Genomic DNA, 21,297 nt, shown 5'->3' with positions numbered 1-21,297 from the left:
CCGGGCGTCCGGGTTCCATGCCGCTGCTGGGATATATTACAGAGCATGCTTTACTTCAGCGTTCCGCTCGGCAAACTCGTCCGCCGGGTCTCCCGGCTCAGGGGCGGAGGCTCGGCCCTTCCCGGGCTTGTTGTCGAAAAAATCGACCCCGATTTCATGCGGCGGACACTGTCCACGCTGCCGCTGGGCGTCGCCGTCGTCAGTGGCACGAACGGGAAAACCACCACCACGAAGATGGTGGTGGAACTGCTGGAGAGCCAGGGACTGAAGGTTTTCACGAACCGCACCGGCAGCAACTTCACCCGCGGCGTGGCCGCGGCGCTCTTGGGCGAGGTGGACTGGCGTGGCCGGCTCGATGCCGACGTCGCGGTCCTGGAACTGGATGAGGCGCATGCCGTGCACTTCGTCAACAAGGTCCCGCCGCGGTACAGCCTCCTGCTGAACGTCCTCCGCGACCAGTTGGACCGCTTCGGCGAGATCGACAAGACCGCCGAGCTGCTCCAGCACATCGCGTCCAAGACCACCGGGACCGTAGTCCTTAACCGCGAGGACCCCCGTGTGGCCCGGATCGCCCAGACCCTGGACGGGCCGGCGGTGCTCTACTTCGGGCTGGACGATTCCCTGCTCAGCACCTTCCCCAACGACGACGAGATGCGCGCGGCCCCGGGGAGCCCGGTGCCGCCCGCCCCCGCCCGGCCGGTTGCCGACGTCGTGCTGCGCCGCGTGGGACCCGACGACGCCGATTTCGAGTACGACGGCGCGACGGTCACCACGCCGATGCTGCTCCGCGGCGTCTACAACATCTTCAATGCCGCCGCCGCGCTGACCCTGGCCCGAGGCATCTCGGGCGCCCGCGGCACCGGCACGAACCAGGCCACCCTGCTCACGGCCCTGGCCAAGGTGGCGCCGGCGTTCGGCCGCGGCGAGAGCCTTGTGGTCGACGGCCTGCCGCTGGAGCTGGTACTGGTCAAGAACCCCAGCGGATTCCGGCTGGGCCTGAAATCGTTCCCGGCCGCCGGGTACGCCACGATGATCGCGATCAATGACAATTACGCGGACGGCCGGGACATGTCCTGGCTTTGGGACGTCGAATTCGACACCCTCCGCGACAGCGGCGTGGACCAGCTCACGGGCTCCCGCGCCTACGACATGGCGCTGCGGCTGCAGTACGACGACGTCGCCATCGGCGCCGTTGACACGGAGATCGCGCCGGCGCTGGCAGCGTTCATCCGCGGCGGCGAGGGCAAGCCGAAGCGGATCTTCTGCACCTACACGGCCATGCTGGCCATCCGCCGCGAGCTGTCCAAAATCACCACAGTGGAGGTGGTCTCATGACCCCCCGGTACCCCGAAACGCCGCACGAGCTCTCGTTTGGGCACGAACTTCCGCCCGAAGATTCCGCAGCCCCGAGCAAGGGAACCATCCGGGTGCTGCAGCTCTACCCGCGGGACATGAACATCTACGGCGACTGGGGCAACGCCCTGGTCCTCGCGCAGCGCCTGCGCTGGCACGGCTACACGCCGGAGCTGCTCGAATACAACGTCGGTGACCCGTTCCCGGCAGACGTGGACCTGATTGTCGGCGGCGGCGGACAGGACAGCGGACAGCTCGTGATCCAGGACGACCTCCTTTCGCGCGAGTCCGCGCTGAAGCAACTGGCCGACGACGGCACGCCAATGCTCGTAATCTGCGGGCTGTACCAGCTCTTCGGGAAATTCTTCAAGACCCGGCTCGGCACGGTCCTCCCGGGCATCGGCATCCTGGACGTGGAGACCCACGGCACCGACGAACGCTTGATCGGCAACGTCACCGTCTCCTCCCCCGAGTTCGGCAACATCCTGGGCTATGAGAACCACAGCGGCCAGACCACACTGGGGCCCGGCGTCGAACCGCTCGGAACCACCGCCAAGGGCACCGGCAACAACAGCACCGACGGCCAGGAGGGCGCCCGCTACCGCAACATCGTGGCGAGCTACCTGCACGGCTCACTGTTGCCCAAGAACCCGGCCCTTGCCGACTTCCTGATCCGGACCGCCGTCGAACGAAAATACGGCAGCTTCACGCCGGGCACTCCGGACGACTCCTACGCGGTGCTGGCGCGTGAACACGCCGCCCGCCGGCCGCGCTGACCCAGATGGCAGGCAGTCCTGACGGCACACTCCTGATTGGGCGTGACATCCCCGAGCGGGATGACGTCCTGCAGCTTCTGGGCGAACACCTCGCCGACATGTACGCGACCTCCCCGCCGGAAAGCGTCCATACCCTTGATCCCGCTGCGTTGGCCGGACCCGGCGTCAGCTTCTGGACCGCGCGGGAGGACTCACGGCTGTTGGGCTGCGCGGCGCTGAAGCACCTAGCGCCCGGCGACGCTGAGATCAAGTCGATGCGCACCGCGAATGCAGCCCGCGGGCGCGGCGTTGCCTCGGCACTGCTCCGCCACGTCCTGGCGGAGGCCCGGCACGGCGGCTACCGTCGGTTGTACCTGGAGACGGGAAGCCAGGAGTTTTTCGCGCCCGCGCGGCGGCTGTATGAGCGGCATGGCTTCACTGAATGCCCGCCATTCGCCGCTTACGAGCTCGATCCCAATAGCGTCTTCATGACCCTCCAGCTCGACGCCGGGTAGCTGCCCGGGAGCTTTCCGCTGGCCCATGGGCACTGCGTAGCGCCCGGAGGCCGGGCGAATATCCAGCCCCTCCCGCCAGACCGCGCGCCGATCGCGGCTCCACTGGTTCCAGTCCAGAAAACATCCGTGCCGGAATGCAGTACTTGCCGCGCGGTATCCCAGATCAGGAATTTGCAGGACCCGGCAAGGTCACCGTACTCCGCGGCTGCGAAGTGGACTCCGGGGTGGAGCCGCAGCATCCATTCGTCCAGGCTGCCATGGGCGGGCCGGGAGTGCCGTCTGAAGGCCAGGACCAGGGCTTCACGGATTGCCCGCCGTTTGCCTGTTTCTAGCTCGAAACCAACAATCCGATGTTTTGACCGGATTTCATTTCGGAAACCAGTTCCGTCCACCCCTATTGGGACATTCCGGTTGCTTTTCTGTGAATGCTGGCGGCATCTGGCTCACGTCTAATGGGGCTATTTAACGTGTCCTTTGCTGTAGGCTCCGATTCGAACCTTGGGGGATTAATGCTGAACTACTTTCGCGAGACGCAAGAGGCACGATTTGCGACCTCCGCACGACGGATCTATGGCTTTGTCTCTGCCGGCTTCGTGGTTGCCGTCATGGCATTGGTTATTGCGGGCCTCGCACCCGTATGGATTTCTTGGGTGACCTTCGCCGTTTCTTACGTTCTGGACGCTTACCTGACCAGAAAGTGGATCAGAGAAGACGCACTCGAAGCCTATCGAGGCGGGCATCCCGGCTGATTTCGCGCCGGGCCACGGGCAAACGGGCAGTGTCATGACAGCTGCCGGAACCGCCACCATCGAGACAAAACTGGGGAAGCAATGAACAACCATCCGACACAACGAATGGGAAATCCGACAGTACCGTCCGTCATCCAACTTGTCCTCAGCCTCTGCGCATTGGCGGCAACAAGCACTGCGGCCATCCTGTGGAATCCGATCGACGAAGACTTCATCAATCGCGCCGACTCTGCGGGGTGGGACGAGACTATGCTCCTACCTCACCAACTGGAACTCTCGCTCGCCGTCAACGCGTCCGTTCTCGCAACGTTTGTCCTCGTCGTAACGGCGTTCTGTGGCGTGCTGGTCACACGCCGGCGGGCCAAAGTCACACAAGCAGCACACGCATGAGTTATAAACGAAACCTGACCTTCAACCTCAGAATGCGCGGGTTGTCCGAAGCCGAGATCGGCGAAGTACTCGGCGAGGTGCGGGAGCATGAGGCCTCCGCAGGAACTCCCGCGAAAGCCGAGTTCGGCACGGCCGAGGGGTACGCGAAGCAGTTCCCAAGGAAGAAGCGGCGGACGCGGGGAAGCACCATCGTGGCCATCGGGGGATTATTGGCGATCGCCTATGTCCTCTTCGCGGTCCTCCTCGCGATCTTCTTCAGGGTCGACATTCGCCAGTACGTCGGCCCGATCACGCTCCTGCCGGGTCTTGTGCTGATCCTCGCCGGTATCCTGGCCGGATTTCTAACCGATTACTTCCAGCCAGCGCGGAGTTCCGGCGCTCGCTAAGGTCCTACAAACGGACGGTATGAATACGACAATCTGATCCAGGACCCCTGAGACGGCCTAATTCAGGACCTTCCGCGACCCTCGGATCGGATCATCTCGCTCTTGCGATGAGCCTTGAGCGAGTGGGCAACTGCCAGTCGCACGACGACGTAGAGCAACAACAGAACCAGCCCTATCTGTCCAAGAACCCAGACAATACCTACCAAGAGACCAACGTCCAGAGTCATTTCCCCCAATTATCCGCTGCCCACATATTCCAGGTGACGCTAACATATTGGCCGCTGGCGCATCCCCACGGAGGTTAGGCTGGGGACATGGAGTACCAGATCCGCCAGGCCTCTGCGGAGGACGCCGAAGCTGTGGTCCGGATGCACACCCTGGCCCATGAGGAGTGCTACGGCCACCTCCTGCCTCCGGCATTCTTCGAGGCCCGCCGCGCCAGCATCTCCGCACGCGTGGAACGACGCCGACCTTATCTGGACAGCGATCAACCCCGGATCATAGCCCTGGATGCAAACAACGAAATCGTCGGATTTGCCGATGCCGGCCCGGGGCGTGACGAGGAGCGGCCCCAGGCATTGGAGCTGTACTCCCTCTACACCCTGAGCCGCACCTATGGCACCGGACTAGGCGCCGCCCTAATGGCGGCCGCCTTAGGAGACTCCCCGGCCTACCTCTGGGTCCTTGGGGCAAACCCGCGGGCTCGAACCTTTTATGGCAAACACGGGTTTCATCCCGACGGGAAACACACCCTGCTGCCGCCCGAGTGGCATGAACTCCCCGAGCTGCGAATGGTCCGATCTGCCACGCCCTCAGCACGCCCCCTGTCCAGTTAGAGCGTCCCCGACCGCGATACTCTCAGAGCACTCCCCTGTCGCAAAGAATTCCATCGAAAAGCAGGCAAGGACTATTGATGACCAGGTTGAGGCCGTGAAGCCCTTGGTTCCTTGGGTCGGGCTTATTTCGCCATGCAGGCGGTCGTCGGTCTCTGCTGGTGGATCGCGGTTTTCGTTTCGCCAATGGTGCGCGTGGGGACCCTCGGTAATCTCGACCCAATCGCGGTCGCGATCTTGGACATTCCACTGTTCGTCATGGCCTCGGCCGTGGCGGCATTTGGCGTCAGGGGTGCCGCGGTAATTAGTACCGGCTGGACGAGCTTCGTCGCGGTTGCGCTGGCGGTGTACGCCACAATCACGACCGAAGCGGGCTGGGGTGTCCTGAGCATGGGTGCGGCAACCGCGGGTTCCCTGATCGCCCTCTGCCTCGTATTGCTAGGTCGCGTACCAATCACTTGGATCATCCGCGGTCCGTTCGCTTTCCGTCCCGCCGTCACCCGCCCGACCGCTACCATCCACGTCGCTTCAACATTCGGGCAAATTGTCTTCTTCTGGGGGTTCTTCCTCGCGGTGCTTCCCCTGGCCATAGCGTTTCATTGTCCAGGGCGCGGCGATTGGCCTCATTATGTCGTCATGGCTTGTCATCGCCTACGCGGTCGTGGGCTCGCTGGTGTGGAACTACGCCGTCAGGCCAATTGAGGAATCTGACCTCAAGGAACGGTTTGGCGAAGAATTTCAGCAGTACCGCGACACGGTGCGCTGCTGGATTCCTAAAGTGTCGAGGAGTCAGAGCTCTCAGAGATTTCGAGGACCCTACTAGTCGTCAATGACCGCGAGACCCCGGCGTTTCAGCTGTGCAAGGCCGTCTCGCATGGCCTGCAACTGATCGGGCGAGTGTCCTATCCAATCCACGAGTTCACCGACGACCTCCACCGGTTCCCGGGTCCGGTAAGACCGGGTCGGATTGCCGGGGAACTTCTTATCCGTCACATTGGGGTCGTCCTCGAGGGTGCCCGTAGGTTCCACGATGTAGATCCGTCCACGACCGATCCCGGCGGCGAGCTCAGCCGCCCACGTTGCGGCATCCAAGGTTGCCGTCACGTACACGTGATTCGCTGTCCTTCCTTCTTCAAAGTTCGAGCCGTGTCCGGGCATCAACAGGTCCCCCACCGCCAGGTCCGCCTTCGTCCCGTGAAACAGGGCCCCCGACTCGTGGACTTCGAATGGTTTGGGCTGGTTCGTCATGCACACCCCCTACGGGTTCGATTCGCAATAGTAGGCCGGCTCACCCTGTGCGGCCAACAATGCTTCCCTGGGCCAGGTGTGCCGTCAGCGGGACCGGACAAAGGCCAGGACGTCACGTGGCACCCGCCTGCTCGATCCCACCCGCAAGTGGCCCCACCGCTCGTAGACGATCAGGGTGCAGTCTGGAATTAACCGCGCGGTCTCCTCCACCACCGCCCTCGGGAAGAACGCGTCCCGCCCCCCACAGAGCAGCAGCACGGGCGGACGGATGAGCGGCAGCACCGCCCGCGCATCGAACACCGACTCGGCCCGCGCCTCTGTCAAGACGTCCGCGGCGGGGCATCCCGAGCGGGCCAGCATGCGCCTGCCGACAACGGGTCCCAGCAGTTCCCGCAGCCAGCGGGTCCGTGGGTCTGGGAGTACGGACTCGGCCAGGACCGTTCCGGCGCGTTCCCGGTCCCCGGCGGCGACGGCGGCGGCCATCCGTTTGTCCATGTCCTTTCCCCACGTGCTCACCTTGGCCGCCGTGGCCACCATGGCAATGTGCCCGAAGGACTGCGGATGGCGGACGGCCAGGTATTGCCCGATCGTCCCGCCGAAGGACTCGGCGACCACCAGGTCCACCTGGCCGCCGAACTCCTCGGCGATCAGCTCCGCGTAGTCGTCCGCCATGTCTGCACTGGTGTGCGCCGCCGGCATGTTCCGCCGTCGGGTGACAATCCAGATCGCGTACCCGGCGTCCTGGTAGGCAGCAAACCTCCGCCGGAACAGTCCGCGCATCACCCCTTGGGGCACAATGCTTCCCGGTCCGCCCTGGACGAAGATCAGGGATTTGGTGCCCCGGCCCCACGTCAGGTATTCCATCCCGTTGCGGAACTCCCCGGTCCGCGGTGCCTGATCCCGCCAGTCTGTCTGCGCTGTCACGTCGCCGGCTTACGGCGTTGTCACGGGCTGCCGCAGCAGTGCCGCGAATTCGGCCGGCCGGGTCGCGGGCCACCAATGGCCGCTGTCGACGCGCGTCACGGTGACATCGTCCACCCACGACTCAAGCCCCTCCACGAGGGCCGGCGTGAGGAAAGGATCCTTCAGCGGCACCACGACGTGGACGGGGACGGTCACCCGGGTCGGGGCGGCCGGGGGCCGCCGGCCGCGGAAGTTGCTGCGGTACAGGGCCAAGCCGCGGAGCGGATCGTTGCCGACGTCGCGCCTGGCCATCTTTTCGTACCGCCGGGTCAGGAACAGCCGCCAGACGGCCTCTGGCAGGACCGGGACGAGGAACGCCCCGATATACCAGCTGCGCAGCAGTTGCGCGCCCAACTGCGGCCAGGCCTCCGGTGTCCGGACGCGTCCACGGATCCAGCCGGAGAAGTGCCCCAGGTCCGGGCCGGAAATACTCGTGTAGCGGACGATGAGGCCTTCCGCCCGGGGGTCCTGGACGGCGGCCCAGCCCTGGATCGAGCCCCAGTCGTGCCCCACCAGATGGACAGCCCGGACGCCCACCCCAGTGAGCACGGCGAAGGCATCGTCCACGAGGGCCTTTAGCGAATAGTCCCCGCCCGGGCCCTGGACGGCGGAGGCGCCCGCGTTCCGCGTGTCGTAGGCCACCACGTGATGCGTCCGTGCGAGTTCGCGGATGGCCGGAAGGAACACCCGGTGGTCATCGGGATAGCCGTGCACCAGCAGCAGGCTGGGCACGTCCGGGCCAGGTTCCGGGCCAAACTCGAACACGGCCAGCACCGCACCGGACACGGCGACCGTCCGGTGCCGCTCGTTCAACTTTTCCACATGTTCTCCCTATGGTTCCTACATCAGCGGTCCCCCGGAATTCAGTAGCCCTGGCCGCCATGGGCTCCCCGCCCCGGCGGCCGCCATCCGGCGTCGGCCGCGCGGATCGGCCACTCCCACCGGGCCCCATCCTACGGTGGGCGCAATCACAACACACTGAAATGGTCATTGAGAACCCGCGTGCTGCATGAAAGAGTCGCTTCATGACCAATCCCCTCCTGAGCCCCAGCACCCTGCCCTACGGCCTGCCGCCGTTCTCGGACATCGAAGACGCGCACTACGCCGAGGCCGTCGAGGCGGGCCTGGCCGCGCATCTTGCCGAAATCCAGGCCATCGTGTCCGACCCGGCGGCGCCGTCCTTCGAGAACACCGCCCTGGCCATGGAACGCTCCGGCCGGCTCCTGGAACGGGCGTCCGCCTCGTTCTTCACCCTGGTTTCCGCAGATGCCTCGGACACCATCCGCGACCTCGAGACTCGCCTGTCCCCGCTGTTCTCCGCCCACGAGCACGCCGTCTACCTCAACCGCGGGCTCTACGAGCGCTTCGCGTCGCTGGACACTGACGTCCTGGACGGGGAGTCAGCCCGGCTCGTGGAGGAATACCTCAAGGACTTCCGGGCCTCGGGCATCCAGCTTGACGACGCCGGCCAAGAGCGCCTCAAGGAGGTCAACGCCGAGCTCGCCCGGCTCGGCACCGAGTTCGGCCAGCGCGTCAAGGAAGGCATGAAGTCCGCTGCACTGCTGCTGGACGACGCCGGCGACCTCACCGGGCTGCCCGCCGACGACATCGCCAGCGCCGCTGAGGCTGCCCGGACCGCAGGGCACGAGGGAAAGTTCCTGCTGACCCTGATCCAGCCCAGCAACCAGCCCGCCATGGCCGCCCTGGCGAACCGGGACATCCGCCGGCGTCTCTACGAGGCCTCGATCGGCCGAGGCAGCGGCGGTGGCAGCTTCGATGTGCTCGATCTGGTCAAAGACATGGTGCGGCTCCGCGCCGAGAAGGCCAGCCTTCTGGGGTTCGCGAACTTCGCGGAACTCAGTGTGGACCGGCAGACGGCACCGGACTTTCAAGCCGTCCAGGCCATGATGAGCCGGCTCGCCCCGGCCGCCATCCGCAACGCCGACGCCGAGGCGGAGGCGCTTGCCGAGGCCGCCGGCCACCCCCTCGAGGCCTGGGACTGGGCGTATTACTCGGCCAAGGTCAAGCGGGAGCGGTACGCCGTTGACGAGCAGGCGCTGCGCCCCTACTTTGAGCTGGACCGGGTGCTGAACGACGGCGTATTCTTCGCTGCGAACGCCCTGTACGGCGTCACCTTCCACGAACGTGCCGACCTCGTCGGCTACCACCCGGACGTGCGGGTCTGGGAGGTGAAGAATTCCGACGGCACGGACCTGGGCCTGTTCCTGGGCGACTACTACACCCGTGACACGAAGCGCGGCGGCGCTTGGATGAATTCCCTCGTGGAGCAGTCCGGACTGCTGAACACCCGTCCTGTGGTGATCAACAACCTCAACATCTCCAAGCCGCCTGCAGGCGAGCCCACCCTGCTGACGCTGGACGAGCTCCGCACCACCTTCCACGAGTTCGGCCATGCCCTGCACGGCTTGTTTTCCGCCGTCACGTATCCGCGGTTCTCCGGTACCAACGTGCCGCGGGACTTCGTGGAATACCCGTCTCAGGTCAACGAGATGTGGATCATGTGGCCCGAGGTCCTGGCCAACTATGCCCGGCACCATGCAACCGGCGAGCCCCTGCCGCAGGAAACCGTGGACAAGCTCAACGCCGCGCAGCTCTGGGGCGAAGGCTTCGCCACCACGGAATACCTCGGCGCGGCCCTGCTGGACCTGGCGTGGCATGTCTTGGACGGTTCCGATGTCCCGGACGACGTCCTCGAGTTCGAAGCGAAGGCACTGGCCGCGGCCGGCATCGCCCACAGCCTGATCCCGCCGCGCTACCGGACAGGCTACTTCCAGCACATCTTCGCCGGCGGCTGGTACGCCGCGGGCTACTACTCCTACATCTGGAGCGAAGTCCTGGACGCCGACACCGTGGAGTGGTTCAAGGAAAACGGCGGCCTCAGCCGCGCCAACGGCGATTTCATCCGGGCCGAGCTGCTTTCCCGTGGCAACAGCCGGGATCCGCTGGAGTCATTCCGCGCCTTCCGCGGCCGGGACGCGAACCTCGGCCCGCTGCTGAAGCGCCGCGGCCTCGACTGACGCCCCACCCCACCGTTCCGCCCAACTAGCTCGCAGCAGGGGCACCTAAGAAGGTGACCGGCCGCCGTCGGGGTTAATACTCAGGCGACATTTCCGCCCGACTCTCTTGGCTTAATAAGAGAGACTGCAGAGGCTCCATGGACGAGGCGCCTCGGCGCCGAGTCTGTGGAGAAGCAGGCGAACGCTACCAGCCGCGCTGGGCGAGGCGGTGCGGCTGCGGGATCTCGTCGACGTTGATGCCGACCATGGCCTCGCCCAGGCCGCGGGAGGCCTTGGCGATCTCGTCCGGGTCATCGAAGAAGGTGGTGGCCTTCACGACGGCGGCGGCGCGCTGGGCCGGGTTGCCGGACTTGAAGATGCCCGAGCCGACGAACACGCCGTCGGCGCCGAGCTGCATCATCATCGCCGCGTCGGCCGGGGTGGCGATGCCGCCGGCGGTGAACAGGACAACGGGAAGCTTGCCGGTCGCGGCAACTTCCTTGACCAGTTCGTACGGGGCCTGCAGTTCCTTGGCCGCGACGTACAGCTCGTCCTCGGCCATGCCGGCGAGCTTCTTGATCTCGGCGCGGATCTGGCGCATGTGCCCGGTGGCGTTGGAGACGTCACCGGTGCCGGCCTCGCCCTTGGAGCGGATCATGGCCGCGCCCTCGTTGATGCGGCGCAGGGCCTCGCCGAGGTTGGTGGCACCGCAGACGAAGGGAACGGTGAAGTTCCACTTGTCGATGTGGTTGGTGTAGTCGGCCGGGGTCAGGACCTCGGACTCGTCGATGTAGTCCACCCCGAGGGACTGCAGGACCTGCGCCTCGACGAAGTGGCCGATGCGGGCCTTGGCCATGACGGGCACGGAGACGGCCGCGATGATCTGATCGATCATGTCGGGATCGGACATGCGGGACACGCCGCCCTGGGCGCGGATATCGGCGGGCACGCGTTCCAGCGCCATCACGGCGACGGCACCGGCGTCTTCGGCGATGCGGGCCTGCTCGGCGTTGACGACGTCCATGATGACGCCGCCCTTGAGCATCTCAGCCATGCCGCGCTTGACGCGGCTGCTGCCCGTGACGTTCTTCGCGGACGCGCCGGCTTCGCTGCTTACATCAGGTGTAGACACAAAAACCCCTATGGGTAGATAGATGACCTCGCCGGGGCGCGGACGGCACGTAAATGCCGTGTCTCGCACACACCGGATTACCGGATCCATTGGCCGGTAAAACTAATACTATCCCCCGGCCGGGGCACGGCAGAATTCGAGTTACAGCAGTCGAATTACGCCCGAGGCCGGGCATTCGGCCAGCCCGCCGCGGCGACGTGTGGTGCCCTTAGGCGGTCCGTTCCGTGGCGGTACCTTCGGGTTCCTCCAGCGACTGGCGGTGCACCGTCACGATGCGCTGGATCACGGTCACCAGGCTTGCCACCGCGAGGAGGCAGAGCGTCACGAACAGCACGACGACGGGCAGGCCCAGGCCCGTAAGTCCCGTGACCACCAGCACAGAGACGAGGCGCTCGGCGCGCTCGGCGAGGCCGACGTTGGCGTGAAAGCCCAGGGCTTCAGCCTTGGCCCGTGCGTAAGAGACCACCATGCCGAGCACGAGGCAAACGATGGCGGCGACGGCGATCGGCGGGTTGGCGCCGCCGGTGAAGAACCAGACGGCGAGGCCGGCGAAGAGGGCGCCGTCGGCCACACGGTCAAGGGTGGAATCCAGGAAATTGCCCCACCGGCCGCCGCGGTGCTGCATCCGGGCCATGATGCCGTCAATAACGTCCGAGAAAATGAACGCCGTGATGAACACGGTCCCCCACAGGAGCTGCCCGAGCGGGTAGAACACGAGGGCGCCGATCACCACACCGAGCGTGCCGACCACGGTCACGGCGTCGGGCGACACACCGATCCGCAGCAACCAGCGGGCAACCGGAGAAAACAGGGCGGTGAAAAATCCCCGGGCGTGCCTGTTAAGCATCCTTCTCCCCAGTAGTTTGCTGCTGCGCGGGCATATCCTGCGGGGCTGGCATTTCCTGCGGCCACGCGTCAGCCACCTGCTGGCGCACCTCGCCGAGGGTCTGCGTGATCGCCTTGGTCTGGGCAATGATGGGGAAGAAATTCCCGTCCCCGCCCCAGCGCGGCACCACGTGCTGGTGCAGGTGGCCCGCGATGCCTGCCCCGCCGGCGACGCCCTGGTTCATGCCCAGATTGAAACCGGAGGGGTTGGCGACTTTGCGCAGCACCCGCATGGCCGTCTGCGTCAGCTCGGCGAATTCCGCCGTTTCCTCGACCGTGAGATCCGTGTAGTCGGGGATGTGCCGGTAGGGGCAGATCAGCAGATGACCCGGATTGTACGGAAAGAGGTTCAGCACCACGTAACTGGTCCTTCCCCGGTACACGATCAGGGAGTCCTCGTCCCCCCGCCCGGGGGCGACGCAGAACGGGCAGTCGTCCTGGTTCTTGAACTGGTGCTGGCCGCCCTTGATGTACGCCATCCGGTGCGGGGTCCACAGGCGCTGGAAGGCGTCCGGTACCCCGGCCAGGCCGAAGTCGTCCGTCACGGCGTGGTCGCCCGGATATTCCGGCCCGGCCCCTGTCGTTTCCTGCACGCGCTGCCCCTCCGTCTGCCTAGCTGGTCCGGTTTCGGACAGCGTCGACGATCCTCTGGACAGCCTCGGCAACGGGTACGCCGTTGTCCTGGCTGCCGTCGCGGAAGCGGAAGGACACGGCACCTGCCTCGGCGTCGTCCCCGCCGGCGATCAGCACGAACGGGATCTTGTCCTTGCTTGCCGTGCGGATCTTCTTCGGGAATCGGTCCGAGGAGATGTCCACCTCGGCGCGGATGCCGGCCGCCTTGAGCTGGTCCACGACGTCGAACATGTAGTCGTTGAACGCCTCCGCCACCGGGATGCCCACCACCTGCACGGGGGCCAGCCAGGCCGGGAAGGCACCGGCGTAGTGTTCGGTCAGCACGCCCATGAAGCGCTCCACCGAGCCGAACAAGGCGCGGTGGATCATCACGGGGCGCTGCCGGGTGCCGTCGGCGGCCTGGAACTCAAGCTCGAAGCGTTCGGGCAGGTTGAAGTCCAGCTGGATGGTGGACATCTGCCATGTGCGGCCAAGCGCGTCCTTGGTCTGGACGGAAATCTTGGGGCCATAGAACGCGGCTCCGCCTGGATCCGGGATGAGTTCAAGACCGGAGGCTTCTGCCACCTCGGCAAGGGTGCGGGTGGCTTCCTCCCACGTGGCGTCGTCGCCCACGAACTTGTCTTCGTTCTTGGTGGAGAGCTCGAGGTAGAAGTCGTCCAGGCCGTAGTCCTTGAGCAGGCCGAGGACAAAGTTCAGCGTCGTGGTCAGCTCGTCCTTCATCTGCTCGCGGGTGCAGTAGATGTGCGCGTCATCCTGGGTCATGCCCCGGACTCGGGTCAGGCCGTGCACCACGCCGGACTTCTCGTAGCGGTAGACCGAACCGAATTCGAAAAGCCGCAGCGGCAGTTCGCGGTAGGAGCGTCCGCGGGACCGGAAGATCAGGTTGTGCATGGGGCAGTTCATCGGCTTGAGGTAGTAGTCCTGGCCGGGCTTGCGGACCGTGCCGTCCTCGTTCAGCTCCGCGTCGATGTGCATCGCCGGGAACATGCCCTCCTTGTACCAGTCCAGGTGGCCGGAGACTTCGTAGAGGTGGCCCTTGGTGATGTGCGGGGTGTACACGAAGTCGTAGCCGGCGTCCACGTGGCGCTGGCGGGAGTAGTCCTCCATGGCCTTGCGGATAATGCCGCCCTTGGGGTGGAACACCGGCAGGCCCGAGCCGAGCTCATCCGGAAAGGAGAACAGGTCCAGTTCCGCGCCGAGTTTGCGGTGGTCGCGGCGCTCGGCCTCGGCGATGCGCTCTTGGTAGGCCTTGAGGGCGTCCTTGGTGGGCCAGGCGGTGCCATAGATGCGCTGCAGCTGCTGGTTGCTCTGGTTGCCCAGCCAGTAGGCGGCCGAGGACCGGGTCAGCGCGAAGGCGTTCGAGATCAGCTTGGTGTTCGGCAGGTGCGGGCCGCGGCACAGGTCGCACCAGATGCTGTCTCCGCTCTTGCGGTCCACGTTGTCGTAGATGGTGATGTCGCCGGCGCCGACCTCGACGTTGACGCCCTCGCCGGCCTCGGCGGCGTCGTTCTTCTTGCCCAGCAGTTCGAGCTTGTAGGGCTCGTTCTTCATCGCCTCGCGGGCCTCGTCCTCGGTCACCACTCGGCGGACGAACTTCTGGTTCTGGTTGATGATCTTCTGCATCATCTTTTCAAGCTGGCGGAGGTCTACCGGAGTGAACGGTTCCGCGACGTCGAAGTCGAAGTAGAAGCCGTCCGTGATGTAGGGGCCGATGCCGAGCTTCGCGTCGGGACGCAGCTGCTGCACGGCCTGGGCCATGACGTGGGCGGTGGAGTGGCGCAGGACGTTGAGCCCGTCAGGGGAATCAATGGTGACGGCCTCGACCGTGGCGTCCTCGGGAAGGGCCTGGTCCAGGTCCTTCAACTCGCCGTTAACGCGGGCCACAACGACATCGCGGCGCTCAAAGAAGAGTTCCGCGCCGGTGGTCCCGGTAGTCACCTTGGTCTCTTCGCCGTCGACGAGAAGGGTGATCTGCTGGGCATCTGACACGGGTGTCTCCTATTCAAAGTTAAGGCTTCGTAGCTTGTGGCGTACGGGGACCACAGCCAGCCTCGTCCATGCTATCGGTTTCTCCAGGGGCCAACCAACGCGCCGGCGCACTACAGCCAGCGCATCCGCCGCCCGGCCGAAGCCCGGGCGCAACCCGGGCGCAACCCAGCGGCGTCTCCGACGGCGGCCGCCCCGAACGCGGCGGCTCCCGCGGCGTACGGGAGGTCAGCCGCCCAGCCCGGTGATGGCGAGGTACCTGCCGATCCCGTCCAGGGGGCCGGACAGGGGGCCGGACAGGCAGGGCTCATACTCGCCGGCGGCGCCGGCAACGGATTCCGGGAACGGCAGGGTCTCTGGGCGGCTGAGGTCCCAGGCCATGCTGGCGCTGATGCTGATCCCCCGCGGCCCGGTCCGCCGCGTGGTGCCGCGGATCAGCAGCAGGCGAGTGCCAAACAGCAAGGATCCGGACTGCTCCTGCGCCTCGTGGAAGAAGACCGAATCCACGCAGCCCGTGCCGTCGTCGATGCTGATGAACACCACCCGCCGTCCGCCCCGCATGGGCGGTGTCTGGGTGGCCACCCGGACCCCGGCAACCAGCACCTCCGTGCCGTTGCGCAGTCCCAGCAGCTTGTCCGCGGTGGTGACCCCGAGCCGGTCCAGCAGCGGGCGGTGGCTGGTCATGAGGTGCTCGCTGACGTCCACGGCCATCAGGTCCAGTTCCGCCCTGACGTTGTCCACCATGCTGGGCGCGGGCAGCCCCGCCTTCAGGTTCTTCAGTTCCACGTCCCCCAGCGGCAACGCCAGCTGGCCTTCAATGACGTCCACGCCCTTCCGCAGGGGCCGGGCCTGGAGTTTCTGCAGGTGCTGGACCAGGTCCGCCCGGTTGGCGGCTCCCCCGGACGCCCGGTGCAGCGAGTCGAAGGCGCCCAGCTGGGCCAGGCGCTGGATGCTGGGCCTGCTCAGCCGGGACCGGGCGCGCAGGTCCGCCAGGGAGTCGTAGGGCTGGCCTGCAACTATCCGTTTCAGCTCGGCGCCGGAGAGCCCGAAGATGCCATTCAAGCTCAGCCGGATGCCCAGCCTGCCCCCGTCCTTCCCGGATTCCACCCGCTCCACCCGGTACTCGGCCTGGCTCCGGTTGATGTCTAGGGGAAGGATGGGGATCCCCAACCGCCGGGCCTCGGCCACGAGCAGGCGTTTGGGGTACATGCCAGGGTCGTGTTCCCAGAGCCCGGCGAGGAATGCCTCCGGGTGGTGCGCCTTGAGCCAGGCCGACTGGTAGGTGGGCACGGCGAAGGCGGCTCCGTGGGCCTTGCAGAACCCGAAGCTGCCAAAGGCCTTCAGCGTGCCCCAGACCTTGTCCACCACCTCGGGACTGTAGTTCCGGGCACGCGCCTCCTTCCTAAAGAATTCCTCCACTTTGGCTTCCAGCACCTCGTTGCCCAGCGCCCGGCGGAACTCGTCGGCGCGCGCCAGCCCGCACCCAGTCATGACATCGAAGGTCTTGAGGATTTGTTCGTGGAAAACCGTGACTCCGTGGGTCTCCTGCAGGACCGGTTTGAGATCGGGATGCGGATAGATCTCGGGGGCGAACCCGTGCCGGTGCTCCAGGAAGGGCCGGACCATGTCGGATTTCATCGGCCCGGGGCGGAACAGTGAGATGTCAATGATGAGATCGTTGAATTCCCTGGGGGCCATCTTGCCGATCAGCTCGCGCTGGCCCGGGGATTCGATCTGGAAGCAGCCCAGGGTGTGGGTGCTGCGGATCAGTTCAAAGGTTGGCTCGTCATCGAGCGGGACCGCGTTGAGGTCGATGTGCCCGTCCTCGGCGATGTAATCCGGACCCGTCCCGTCAACGCCGGCCGGATGCGCGCCGGCGGCCACCACCTCGGCCTTGGAGGGGTGAAGCCGGATCACTTCCCGGACGGCGAAGGCCATGGCGCTCTGCATCCGGACGCCCAGGACATCGAGTTTGAGCATGCCCATGGGGTCCATGTCGTGCTTGTCGAACTGGCTCATGGGCAGGCCCAGGCCGCTGGGCTGCACGGGGGTCCGGTCCAGCAAGGTGGCATCGCCGAGGATGACGCCGCATGGGTGCATGGAGATGTGGCGAGGCAGCCGGTCCAGCCGCTCCGTGAGGTCCACCAGGAGGTCCAGCTGCTGGTTTCCGGTGGAGTCCCGCTGTTCCATCCGCTCGGCGAATTCCTTCAGCTCCGGCTTCTCCTCGAGGGCTTCGCGGAAGTGCCGGGCCGAGAACCGCCACAGCTGCTTGGCGATGTCGCCGATTTCGCCGTCGTCCATGCCCAGCGCCAGGCCGGCGTCCCGGACGGCACCGCGAGCGCGGTAGCCGTTCTGCATGCTCATCAGCGTGACGCGTTCGGCTCCGAAGCGCTCAAAGATCTTCCGGTAGACGTTGTGCCTTTCTGCGCTTTCGACGTCGATGTCGATGTCGGGCAGTGTGGCGCGGTCTCGGGAGAGGAAGCGTTCGAAGATGAGGTCATGTTGGAGCGGGTTCACCTGGCTGACATCGATCAGGTAGTTGACCAGGCTGGAGGCCCCGGATCCGCGGGCGGCGGCCCTGACCCCCATGTCCAGGATCATCCGGGAGACCTCTGCGACGGTCAGGAAGTAGGAGGCGAAGCCCAGCGAGTCGATGATCCGGAGCTCGTGCTGCAGCCGGTTTCGCATCTGCTGTTCCTGCTGCCCGGAGATTCCCGGGAAACGGCGGCCGATCCCGGCCTCGCAGCGCAGGGTCAGTTCGGCAAGCGCGTCGCCGTCGATCCCGATCACGGATCCTTCGGGGACCACGGGCTGCTTCCAGCCCATGTCGGCCACGGGATCCATGCGGCAGCGGTCCGCGAGCGCCTCGGTCTGGGCCAGGAGCCGTTTGAGGTCCGCCGTGCCGTAGCCGGCGGCGTGGATGATCTCCTTGCCAAGCTGCAGCATCTGGGCCGCTGATTTGAGCCAGCCCTGCCCATTGGGCTGCAACAGCGGGGCTGCGGAGAGCTCGGGGAGGGATTTAAGCGTCCGGGCCGAGTCCAGCACATCGGCGGTGGCCGCGCTGTCCTCGGCCACATACCGCACGGCGTTGCTGAGCACTGCGGGCACCCCGTGCTCAGCCGCCAGCTTGAGCATGCGCACGGCGTGCGCGGTGCTCAGCGGTTCCCCGGGCGGACTGAGCTGGGAAACGACCTCGGCCGCCAGGGTCCCCGGGGGCATTGCATCAAGCCAGCGTTTGAACAGGGTGCGGGGCCGCAGGTAGCGCCGGCCGCCCATGGCGCGGCCGACGTCGGAGTCCGGGCCGATCAGAACCGTCAGAACCGGTTGGAGGGTTTCCGGGTGCAAAGTGCGGGAGGCCAGTTCCGCCCGGGTGACGGCCACCGGCACCGCTCCCCCGGCCTTGCCCGTGGTGCGGGCATGGGCGTCGGAGATCAGCCGGCACAACGCCCGGTAGCCGGCGCCGTTGTTATGTCCGTGCGCGAGCACGACGACGCGTCCCCCTAGCTGGGTGCGGAGGTCGCCGTCGTCGTCGAAGACGGCAAGGTCCACCCCGACGATTGCATCCAGCCCGGCGGCCATGCACGCCTTCAAGTGCTTGACGGTGCCGTACAGCCCATCCCGGTCCGTGCAGGCGAGCGCGGTGGCGCCGTCTGCGGCGGCCGCGGCGGCCAGTTCATCCGGCCAGGAGACGCCATAGTGGGCGCTGAAGGCCGTGGAGACGTGTAGGTGGGTGAAGTTCATGCTGTTTTAGGCTTCCGGAGGGGCTGCAGGGCGTCGTGGATCCTCAGGAGCCGCCACCGGCCGCTGCCGACATGCCGGGTCAGGTCAAGGGTGAGGGTGGGTTCCGCGGCGCGGTCCCCAGCGGCTCGCACCTGGACCCGCCAGATCTCGTGGTCCACCAGGCCCGGTCCGCTGCCGAGCGGCGCCCGGCTTTCCTCTGCCCACCACTGGCGGCGCTCATACCAGCGGACGGGTTCAGCGCAGACCGTGTAGCGCCGCCCGGCCCAATCGAGATGCAGGGGCTGGCCGGCGGGCGTGCAGACGACATCCACAGACTCGCTGAAGATGCCCACGTTGCCTCCCGACCCAGTCCGGGCTGGAGCCGGTCCAGTCCCTGCTTCTGCTAGCCCTACAATCCAAGACTAAACTTTATTCGAACATATCTTCGAATAAAATCAGTCTACGTCGGAGAGGCGACAAAACCCAGATCGGGGGTGGACGGACGATGGCACAGGTAGCAGGATTGAGCCATGAGCTCCCATATCGCACTCCTGAAGCACGTAAAGATCGCCGCCAAGAATTCAACCTTGGTGGCGACCTTTGATATAGACGGAAATATCCCGGGGCAGGGCGCCTACGTGGTGGGCCTACTGGCAGCTGGGCCGGACTACTCCCATCAGCGCAGACTGGGCATTGAGTTCATGAACGGCGAGGCCGTGTCCTTCTTCTACTTCAACCATGACGGCACGGAAGAGAATTTCGACCTCAAAGGCGTGGAACACTCAGGAAACACCATCACCGGAAACTTCCCCATGACAACTGTGCTGGGTCTGCCCAAGGGCCACCTCATGACCGCTTTCAGCGATTGTGACGGCCGGGAATACCAGGCCAACGTGCCTGTCGAAGAGGCGCTCTAAGCCCCTGCTAGGAAGTGGACTTGTACACTTCCAGCTCGAGGGTGATGAAGGCGTCGATCATCGCCCGGTAGGTCTTTTCGACGAGTTCGATGTCGATGTCTTTCTGTTCGGCCGTGGCGCGGACGTGTTCGATAACCCGCTCCACGCGTCCGGGTGCACGGACTTCGGCACTGTCCGCCTTGAGGGTCCCGGCGATCCGGATCAGCCGCTCGCGGCGCCCGATCAAGGCCACGATCTGCTCGTCCACCTCGTCAACAGCCACCCGTACGGCGGCGAGCTGTTCCCGGTCGGCCTGGGCGGTCTTGTCGTCTGCGTGATTTGTGGGCATGTGCATGACAGTATCGAAAGATGCAGCCACGAGTCGACTTAATTTCGCTGGGTGTCCGCAGTGTTGACGCCTCACGCAGCTTCTACGTCGATGGCCTAGCATGGCCGGTCCACCGGGAGGTCGCCGGCGAGGTGCTCTTCATCCAGGTCAACCACGGCCTGATCCTCTCGCTCTGGGACGTGGGCCAAATGCAATCCGAGGCGGCCACCGATCCCCCTGCCGGCATTGCGTGCATCACGCTCAGCCACAATCTGGCCAGCACGGCGGAAGTCGACTTGGTGCTGGCCGAGGCCGAGGCGGCGGGAGCCGTCATCGTCGTGGCTCCGAAGGCACAGCCCTGGGGCGGCTACACCGGCTACTTTGCCGATCCCGACGGCTACCGCTGGGAGGTCGCCTTCAATCCCGGCTGGGCGGTCGACGGCGGCGGGAAAGTGGCGCTCTGAGGCGGAAAGTCTGGCAACGGTTCAGGACCCGTGCCAGCCCACCGGGAGTTTCCCTAGAACAGGCTCCCCACCGGCTGGATGAGTTCCGGTGAGTCATTCTTGACGTTCCCGACGGCGGTGCCGACGGCGTCGATCCTCCAGCCTTCCGCGACATCGTGCGCCCCGGCCCGGACCAGGTCCACGAGTCCGGCCGCGTCATCGGCCTCCGGGTCCAGCCACGTCTGCATGGTCTCGCGGTTCATGGGCAGCGGCACCCTGTCATGCAGCGCGGTCAGCTCGGCCAGCATTCCCCCCGCGTACCCCTCCGGCGGAGAGTCTGTGGTCATGATCGAGGTCGAGAGCATCCAGCGCTCCGGGTCGCCCTCCTCCTTGGACGGATCCCGCCACCATTCATAGAGTCCGGCGAAGACAATGGGGCTCCCGTCCTGAGGATGGACGTAGTAGGGCTGCTTGCTGCGGCCCTCGCCCTTCCACTCGTAGTAGCCGTCCGCGGGGACGGCACAGCGACGGGACCGGGTTGCCTTCCTGAAGGCGGGCTTCTCCAGCACCGTCTCGCTGCGGGCGTTGATCATCTTGGAGCCGATTCCCGGATCCTTGGCCCAGGAGGGCACCAGACCCCAGCGCGCAATGTGCAGTTGGCGGACCGGTTCCCCGTCCACCAGCCGTTCGAGCAGGATCGGCACATCCGCCGTCGGGGCCACGTTCCACGACGGCGGAATCGCGATCTCGTCCTCCAGCCCGGCGTCGAATTCGGCCAGCAGGTCTCCGACGGCCCGGGCCATCACGTAGCGTCCACACATGGCACCAGCATGCCACCGCGCCCAGGCCATGTCATCCGCCCCTGGCAGCAGGCCGGCCCGCCGGGGTCGCCGGAAACATGCGAAGTCGCCGGAACTTCCCTGTGTGTCAGGCTGTTGTGTGACAGGTTCCCTGTTGCTGGAGCCGGTGCAGTGCGGGGAAAGGTCCATCATGGATTTCGTTATGCCTGTTCGTGTTTCGAACCGGAAGCACTTCACTACCGACCAGAAGCACGCGATGCTGGAC

At 65.9% G+C, this 21,297-nt stretch carries 22 protein-coding genes; 11 read left to right on the top strand and 11 right to left on the bottom strand.

All coding sequences use genetic code 11. The features are described 5' to 3' along the window. Nucleotides 1-45: 45 nt before the first annotated feature. From AC1DKQ_RS21150 to AC1DKQ_RS21115, 8 genes are all read left to right on the top strand, one after another. Nucleotides 46-1,335, top strand: a complete 1,290-nt coding sequence (locus AC1DKQ_RS21150; protein WP_476920107.1) for a MurT ligase domain-containing protein — start codon at nucleotides 46-48, stop codon at nucleotides 1,333-1,335. Beyond that, the gene (locus tag AC1DKQ_RS21145) at nucleotides 1,332-2,129 is read left to right on the top strand and encodes a type 1 glutamine amidotransferase (protein ID WP_476920106.1); all 798 of its coding nucleotides are present in this window, start codon (nucleotides 1,332-1,334) and stop codon (nucleotides 2,127-2,129) included. The genes AC1DKQ_RS21150 and AC1DKQ_RS21145 overlap by 4 nt, the downstream gene beginning before the upstream one ends. A gap of 5 nt (nucleotides 2,130-2,134) precedes the next feature. After that, the gene (locus AC1DKQ_RS21140) at nucleotides 2,135-2,623 is read left to right on the top strand and encodes a GNAT family N-acetyltransferase (RefSeq protein WP_476885748.1); all 489 of its coding nucleotides are present in this window, start codon (nucleotides 2,135-2,137) and stop codon (nucleotides 2,621-2,623) included. Between the two features lie 509 nt (nucleotides 2,624-3,132). After that, on the top strand, nucleotides 3,133-3,372 hold the full coding sequence (locus AC1DKQ_RS21135) for a hypothetical protein (protein WP_476885747.1): 240 nt from the start codon (nucleotides 3,133-3,135) through the stop codon (nucleotides 3,370-3,372). A 159-nt stretch (nucleotides 3,373-3,531) separates the two neighbouring features. Then, the gene (locus AC1DKQ_RS21130; protein WP_476920105.1) at nucleotides 3,532-3,762 is read left to right on the top strand and encodes a hypothetical protein; all 231 of its coding nucleotides are present in this window, start codon (nucleotides 3,532-3,534) and stop codon (nucleotides 3,760-3,762) included. Further along, a complete protein-coding gene (locus AC1DKQ_RS21125) occupies nucleotides 3,759-4,148 on the top strand; it encodes a DUF1129 domain-containing protein (protein WP_476885745.1) in 390 nt (129 codons plus the stop codon). Before AC1DKQ_RS21130 ends, AC1DKQ_RS21125 begins: the two co-directional genes overlap by 4 nt. Nucleotides 4,149-4,462: 314 nt before the next feature. Next, nucleotides 4,463-4,984, top strand: coding sequence for an N-acetyltransferase family protein (locus AC1DKQ_RS21120; RefSeq protein WP_476885744.1), 522 nt, complete (start codon nucleotides 4,463-4,465; stop codon nucleotides 4,982-4,984). A gap of 132 nt (nucleotides 4,985-5,116) precedes the next feature. Next, entirely contained in the window at nucleotides 5,117-5,683 is a 567-nt protein-coding gene (locus AC1DKQ_RS21115) for a hypothetical protein (protein WP_476920104.1), read from the top strand. A gap of 117 nt (nucleotides 5,684-5,800) precedes the next feature. On the opposite strand, the gene arr is transcribed toward AC1DKQ_RS21115, so the two are convergent. The 3 genes from arr to AC1DKQ_RS21100 form a co-directional block, all read right to left on the bottom strand. Then, entirely contained in the window at nucleotides 5,801-6,229 is a 429-nt protein-coding gene (gene arr, locus AC1DKQ_RS21110) for an NAD(+)--rifampin ADP-ribosyltransferase (protein ID WP_476885742.1), read from the bottom strand. Nucleotides 6,230-6,313: 84 nt separating this feature from the next. Then, a complete protein-coding gene (locus tag AC1DKQ_RS21105) occupies nucleotides 6,314-7,153 on the bottom strand; it encodes an alpha/beta fold hydrolase (RefSeq protein WP_476885741.1) in 840 nt (279 codons plus the stop codon). Between the two features lie 9 nt (nucleotides 7,154-7,162). Continuing rightward, nucleotides 7,163-8,014, bottom strand: a complete 852-nt coding sequence (locus AC1DKQ_RS21100) for an alpha/beta fold hydrolase (protein ID WP_476885740.1) — start codon at nucleotides 8,012-8,014, stop codon at nucleotides 7,163-7,165. Nucleotides 8,015-8,217: 203 nt separating this feature from the next. Here AC1DKQ_RS21100 and AC1DKQ_RS21095 point away from each other — a divergent pair, with 203 nt between their 5' ends. Then, nucleotides 8,218-10,230: a M3 family metallopeptidase gene (locus AC1DKQ_RS21095; RefSeq protein WP_476920103.1), complete on the top strand. Its 2,013-nt coding sequence runs from the start codon at nucleotides 8,218-8,220 to the stop codon at nucleotides 10,228-10,230. Nucleotides 10,231-10,414: 184 nt separating this feature from the next. Here the strand turns inward: AC1DKQ_RS21095 and pdxS are convergent, their stop codons facing one another. From pdxS to AC1DKQ_RS21065, 6 genes are all read right to left on the bottom strand, one after another. Further along, the gene (gene pdxS, locus AC1DKQ_RS21090; protein WP_476920102.1) at nucleotides 10,415-11,341 is read right to left on the bottom strand and encodes a pyridoxal 5'-phosphate synthase lyase subunit PdxS; all 927 of its coding nucleotides are present in this window, start codon (nucleotides 11,339-11,341) and stop codon (nucleotides 10,415-10,417) included. A gap of 208 nt (nucleotides 11,342-11,549) precedes the next feature. Then, nucleotides 11,550-12,188: a phosphatidylinositol phosphate synthase gene (gene pgsA / locus AC1DKQ_RS21085; protein ID WP_476920101.1), complete on the bottom strand. Its 639-nt coding sequence runs from the start codon at nucleotides 12,186-12,188 to the stop codon at nucleotides 11,550-11,552. Continuing rightward, a complete protein-coding gene (locus AC1DKQ_RS21080; RefSeq protein ID WP_476885737.1) occupies nucleotides 12,181-12,819 on the bottom strand; it encodes an HIT family protein in 639 nt (212 codons plus the stop codon). The genes pgsA and AC1DKQ_RS21080 overlap by 8 nt, the downstream gene beginning before the upstream one ends. 19 nt (nucleotides 12,820-12,838) lie before the next feature. After that, the gene (thrS, locus tag AC1DKQ_RS21075) at nucleotides 12,839-14,848 is read right to left on the bottom strand and encodes a threonine--tRNA ligase (protein WP_476920100.1); all 2,010 of its coding nucleotides are present in this window, start codon (nucleotides 14,846-14,848) and stop codon (nucleotides 12,839-12,841) included. Nucleotides 14,849-15,073: 225 nt separating this feature from the next. Then, nucleotides 15,074-18,586, bottom strand: a complete 3,513-nt coding sequence (locus AC1DKQ_RS21070; RefSeq protein WP_476920099.1) for a DNA polymerase III subunit alpha — start codon at nucleotides 18,584-18,586, stop codon at nucleotides 15,074-15,076. Further along, nucleotides 18,583-18,918, bottom strand: a complete 336-nt coding sequence (locus AC1DKQ_RS21065) for a DUF6504 family protein (protein WP_476885734.1) — start codon at nucleotides 18,916-18,918, stop codon at nucleotides 18,583-18,585. The genes AC1DKQ_RS21070 and AC1DKQ_RS21065 overlap by 4 nt, the downstream gene beginning before the upstream one ends. A 177-nt stretch (nucleotides 18,919-19,095) precedes the next feature. On the opposite strand from AC1DKQ_RS21065, the gene AC1DKQ_RS21060 reads away from it, so the two are divergent. Continuing rightward, the gene (locus AC1DKQ_RS21060; protein WP_476885733.1) at nucleotides 19,096-19,482 is read left to right on the top strand and encodes a hypothetical protein; all 387 of its coding nucleotides are present in this window, start codon (nucleotides 19,096-19,098) and stop codon (nucleotides 19,480-19,482) included. A 7-nt stretch (nucleotides 19,483-19,489) separates the two neighbouring features. Here the strand turns inward: AC1DKQ_RS21060 and AC1DKQ_RS21055 are convergent, their stop codons facing one another. Further along, entirely contained in the window at nucleotides 19,490-19,816 is a 327-nt protein-coding gene (locus tag AC1DKQ_RS21055) for a chorismate mutase (protein ID WP_476885732.1), read from the bottom strand. Between the two features lie 14 nt (nucleotides 19,817-19,830). On the opposite strand from AC1DKQ_RS21055, the gene AC1DKQ_RS21050 reads away from it, so the two are divergent. Beyond that, a complete protein-coding gene (locus AC1DKQ_RS21050) occupies nucleotides 19,831-20,253 on the top strand; it encodes a VOC family protein (protein WP_476885731.1) in 423 nt (140 codons plus the stop codon). Nucleotides 20,254-20,306: 53 nt separating this feature from the next. Here the strand turns inward: AC1DKQ_RS21050 and AC1DKQ_RS21045 are convergent, their stop codons facing one another. Further along, nucleotides 20,307-21,053, bottom strand: coding sequence for an SOS response-associated peptidase (locus AC1DKQ_RS21045; protein ID WP_476885730.1), 747 nt, complete (start codon nucleotides 21,051-21,053; stop codon nucleotides 20,307-20,309). Nucleotides 21,054-21,297: the final 244 nt, after the last annotated feature.

The sequence above is a fragment of the Arthrobacter sp. 05L421 genome (genome assembly GCF_056397785.1).
The sequence above is the reverse complement of the archived record's forward strand: the minus strand, read 5'-3'. Positions and strand labels throughout refer to the sequence as shown.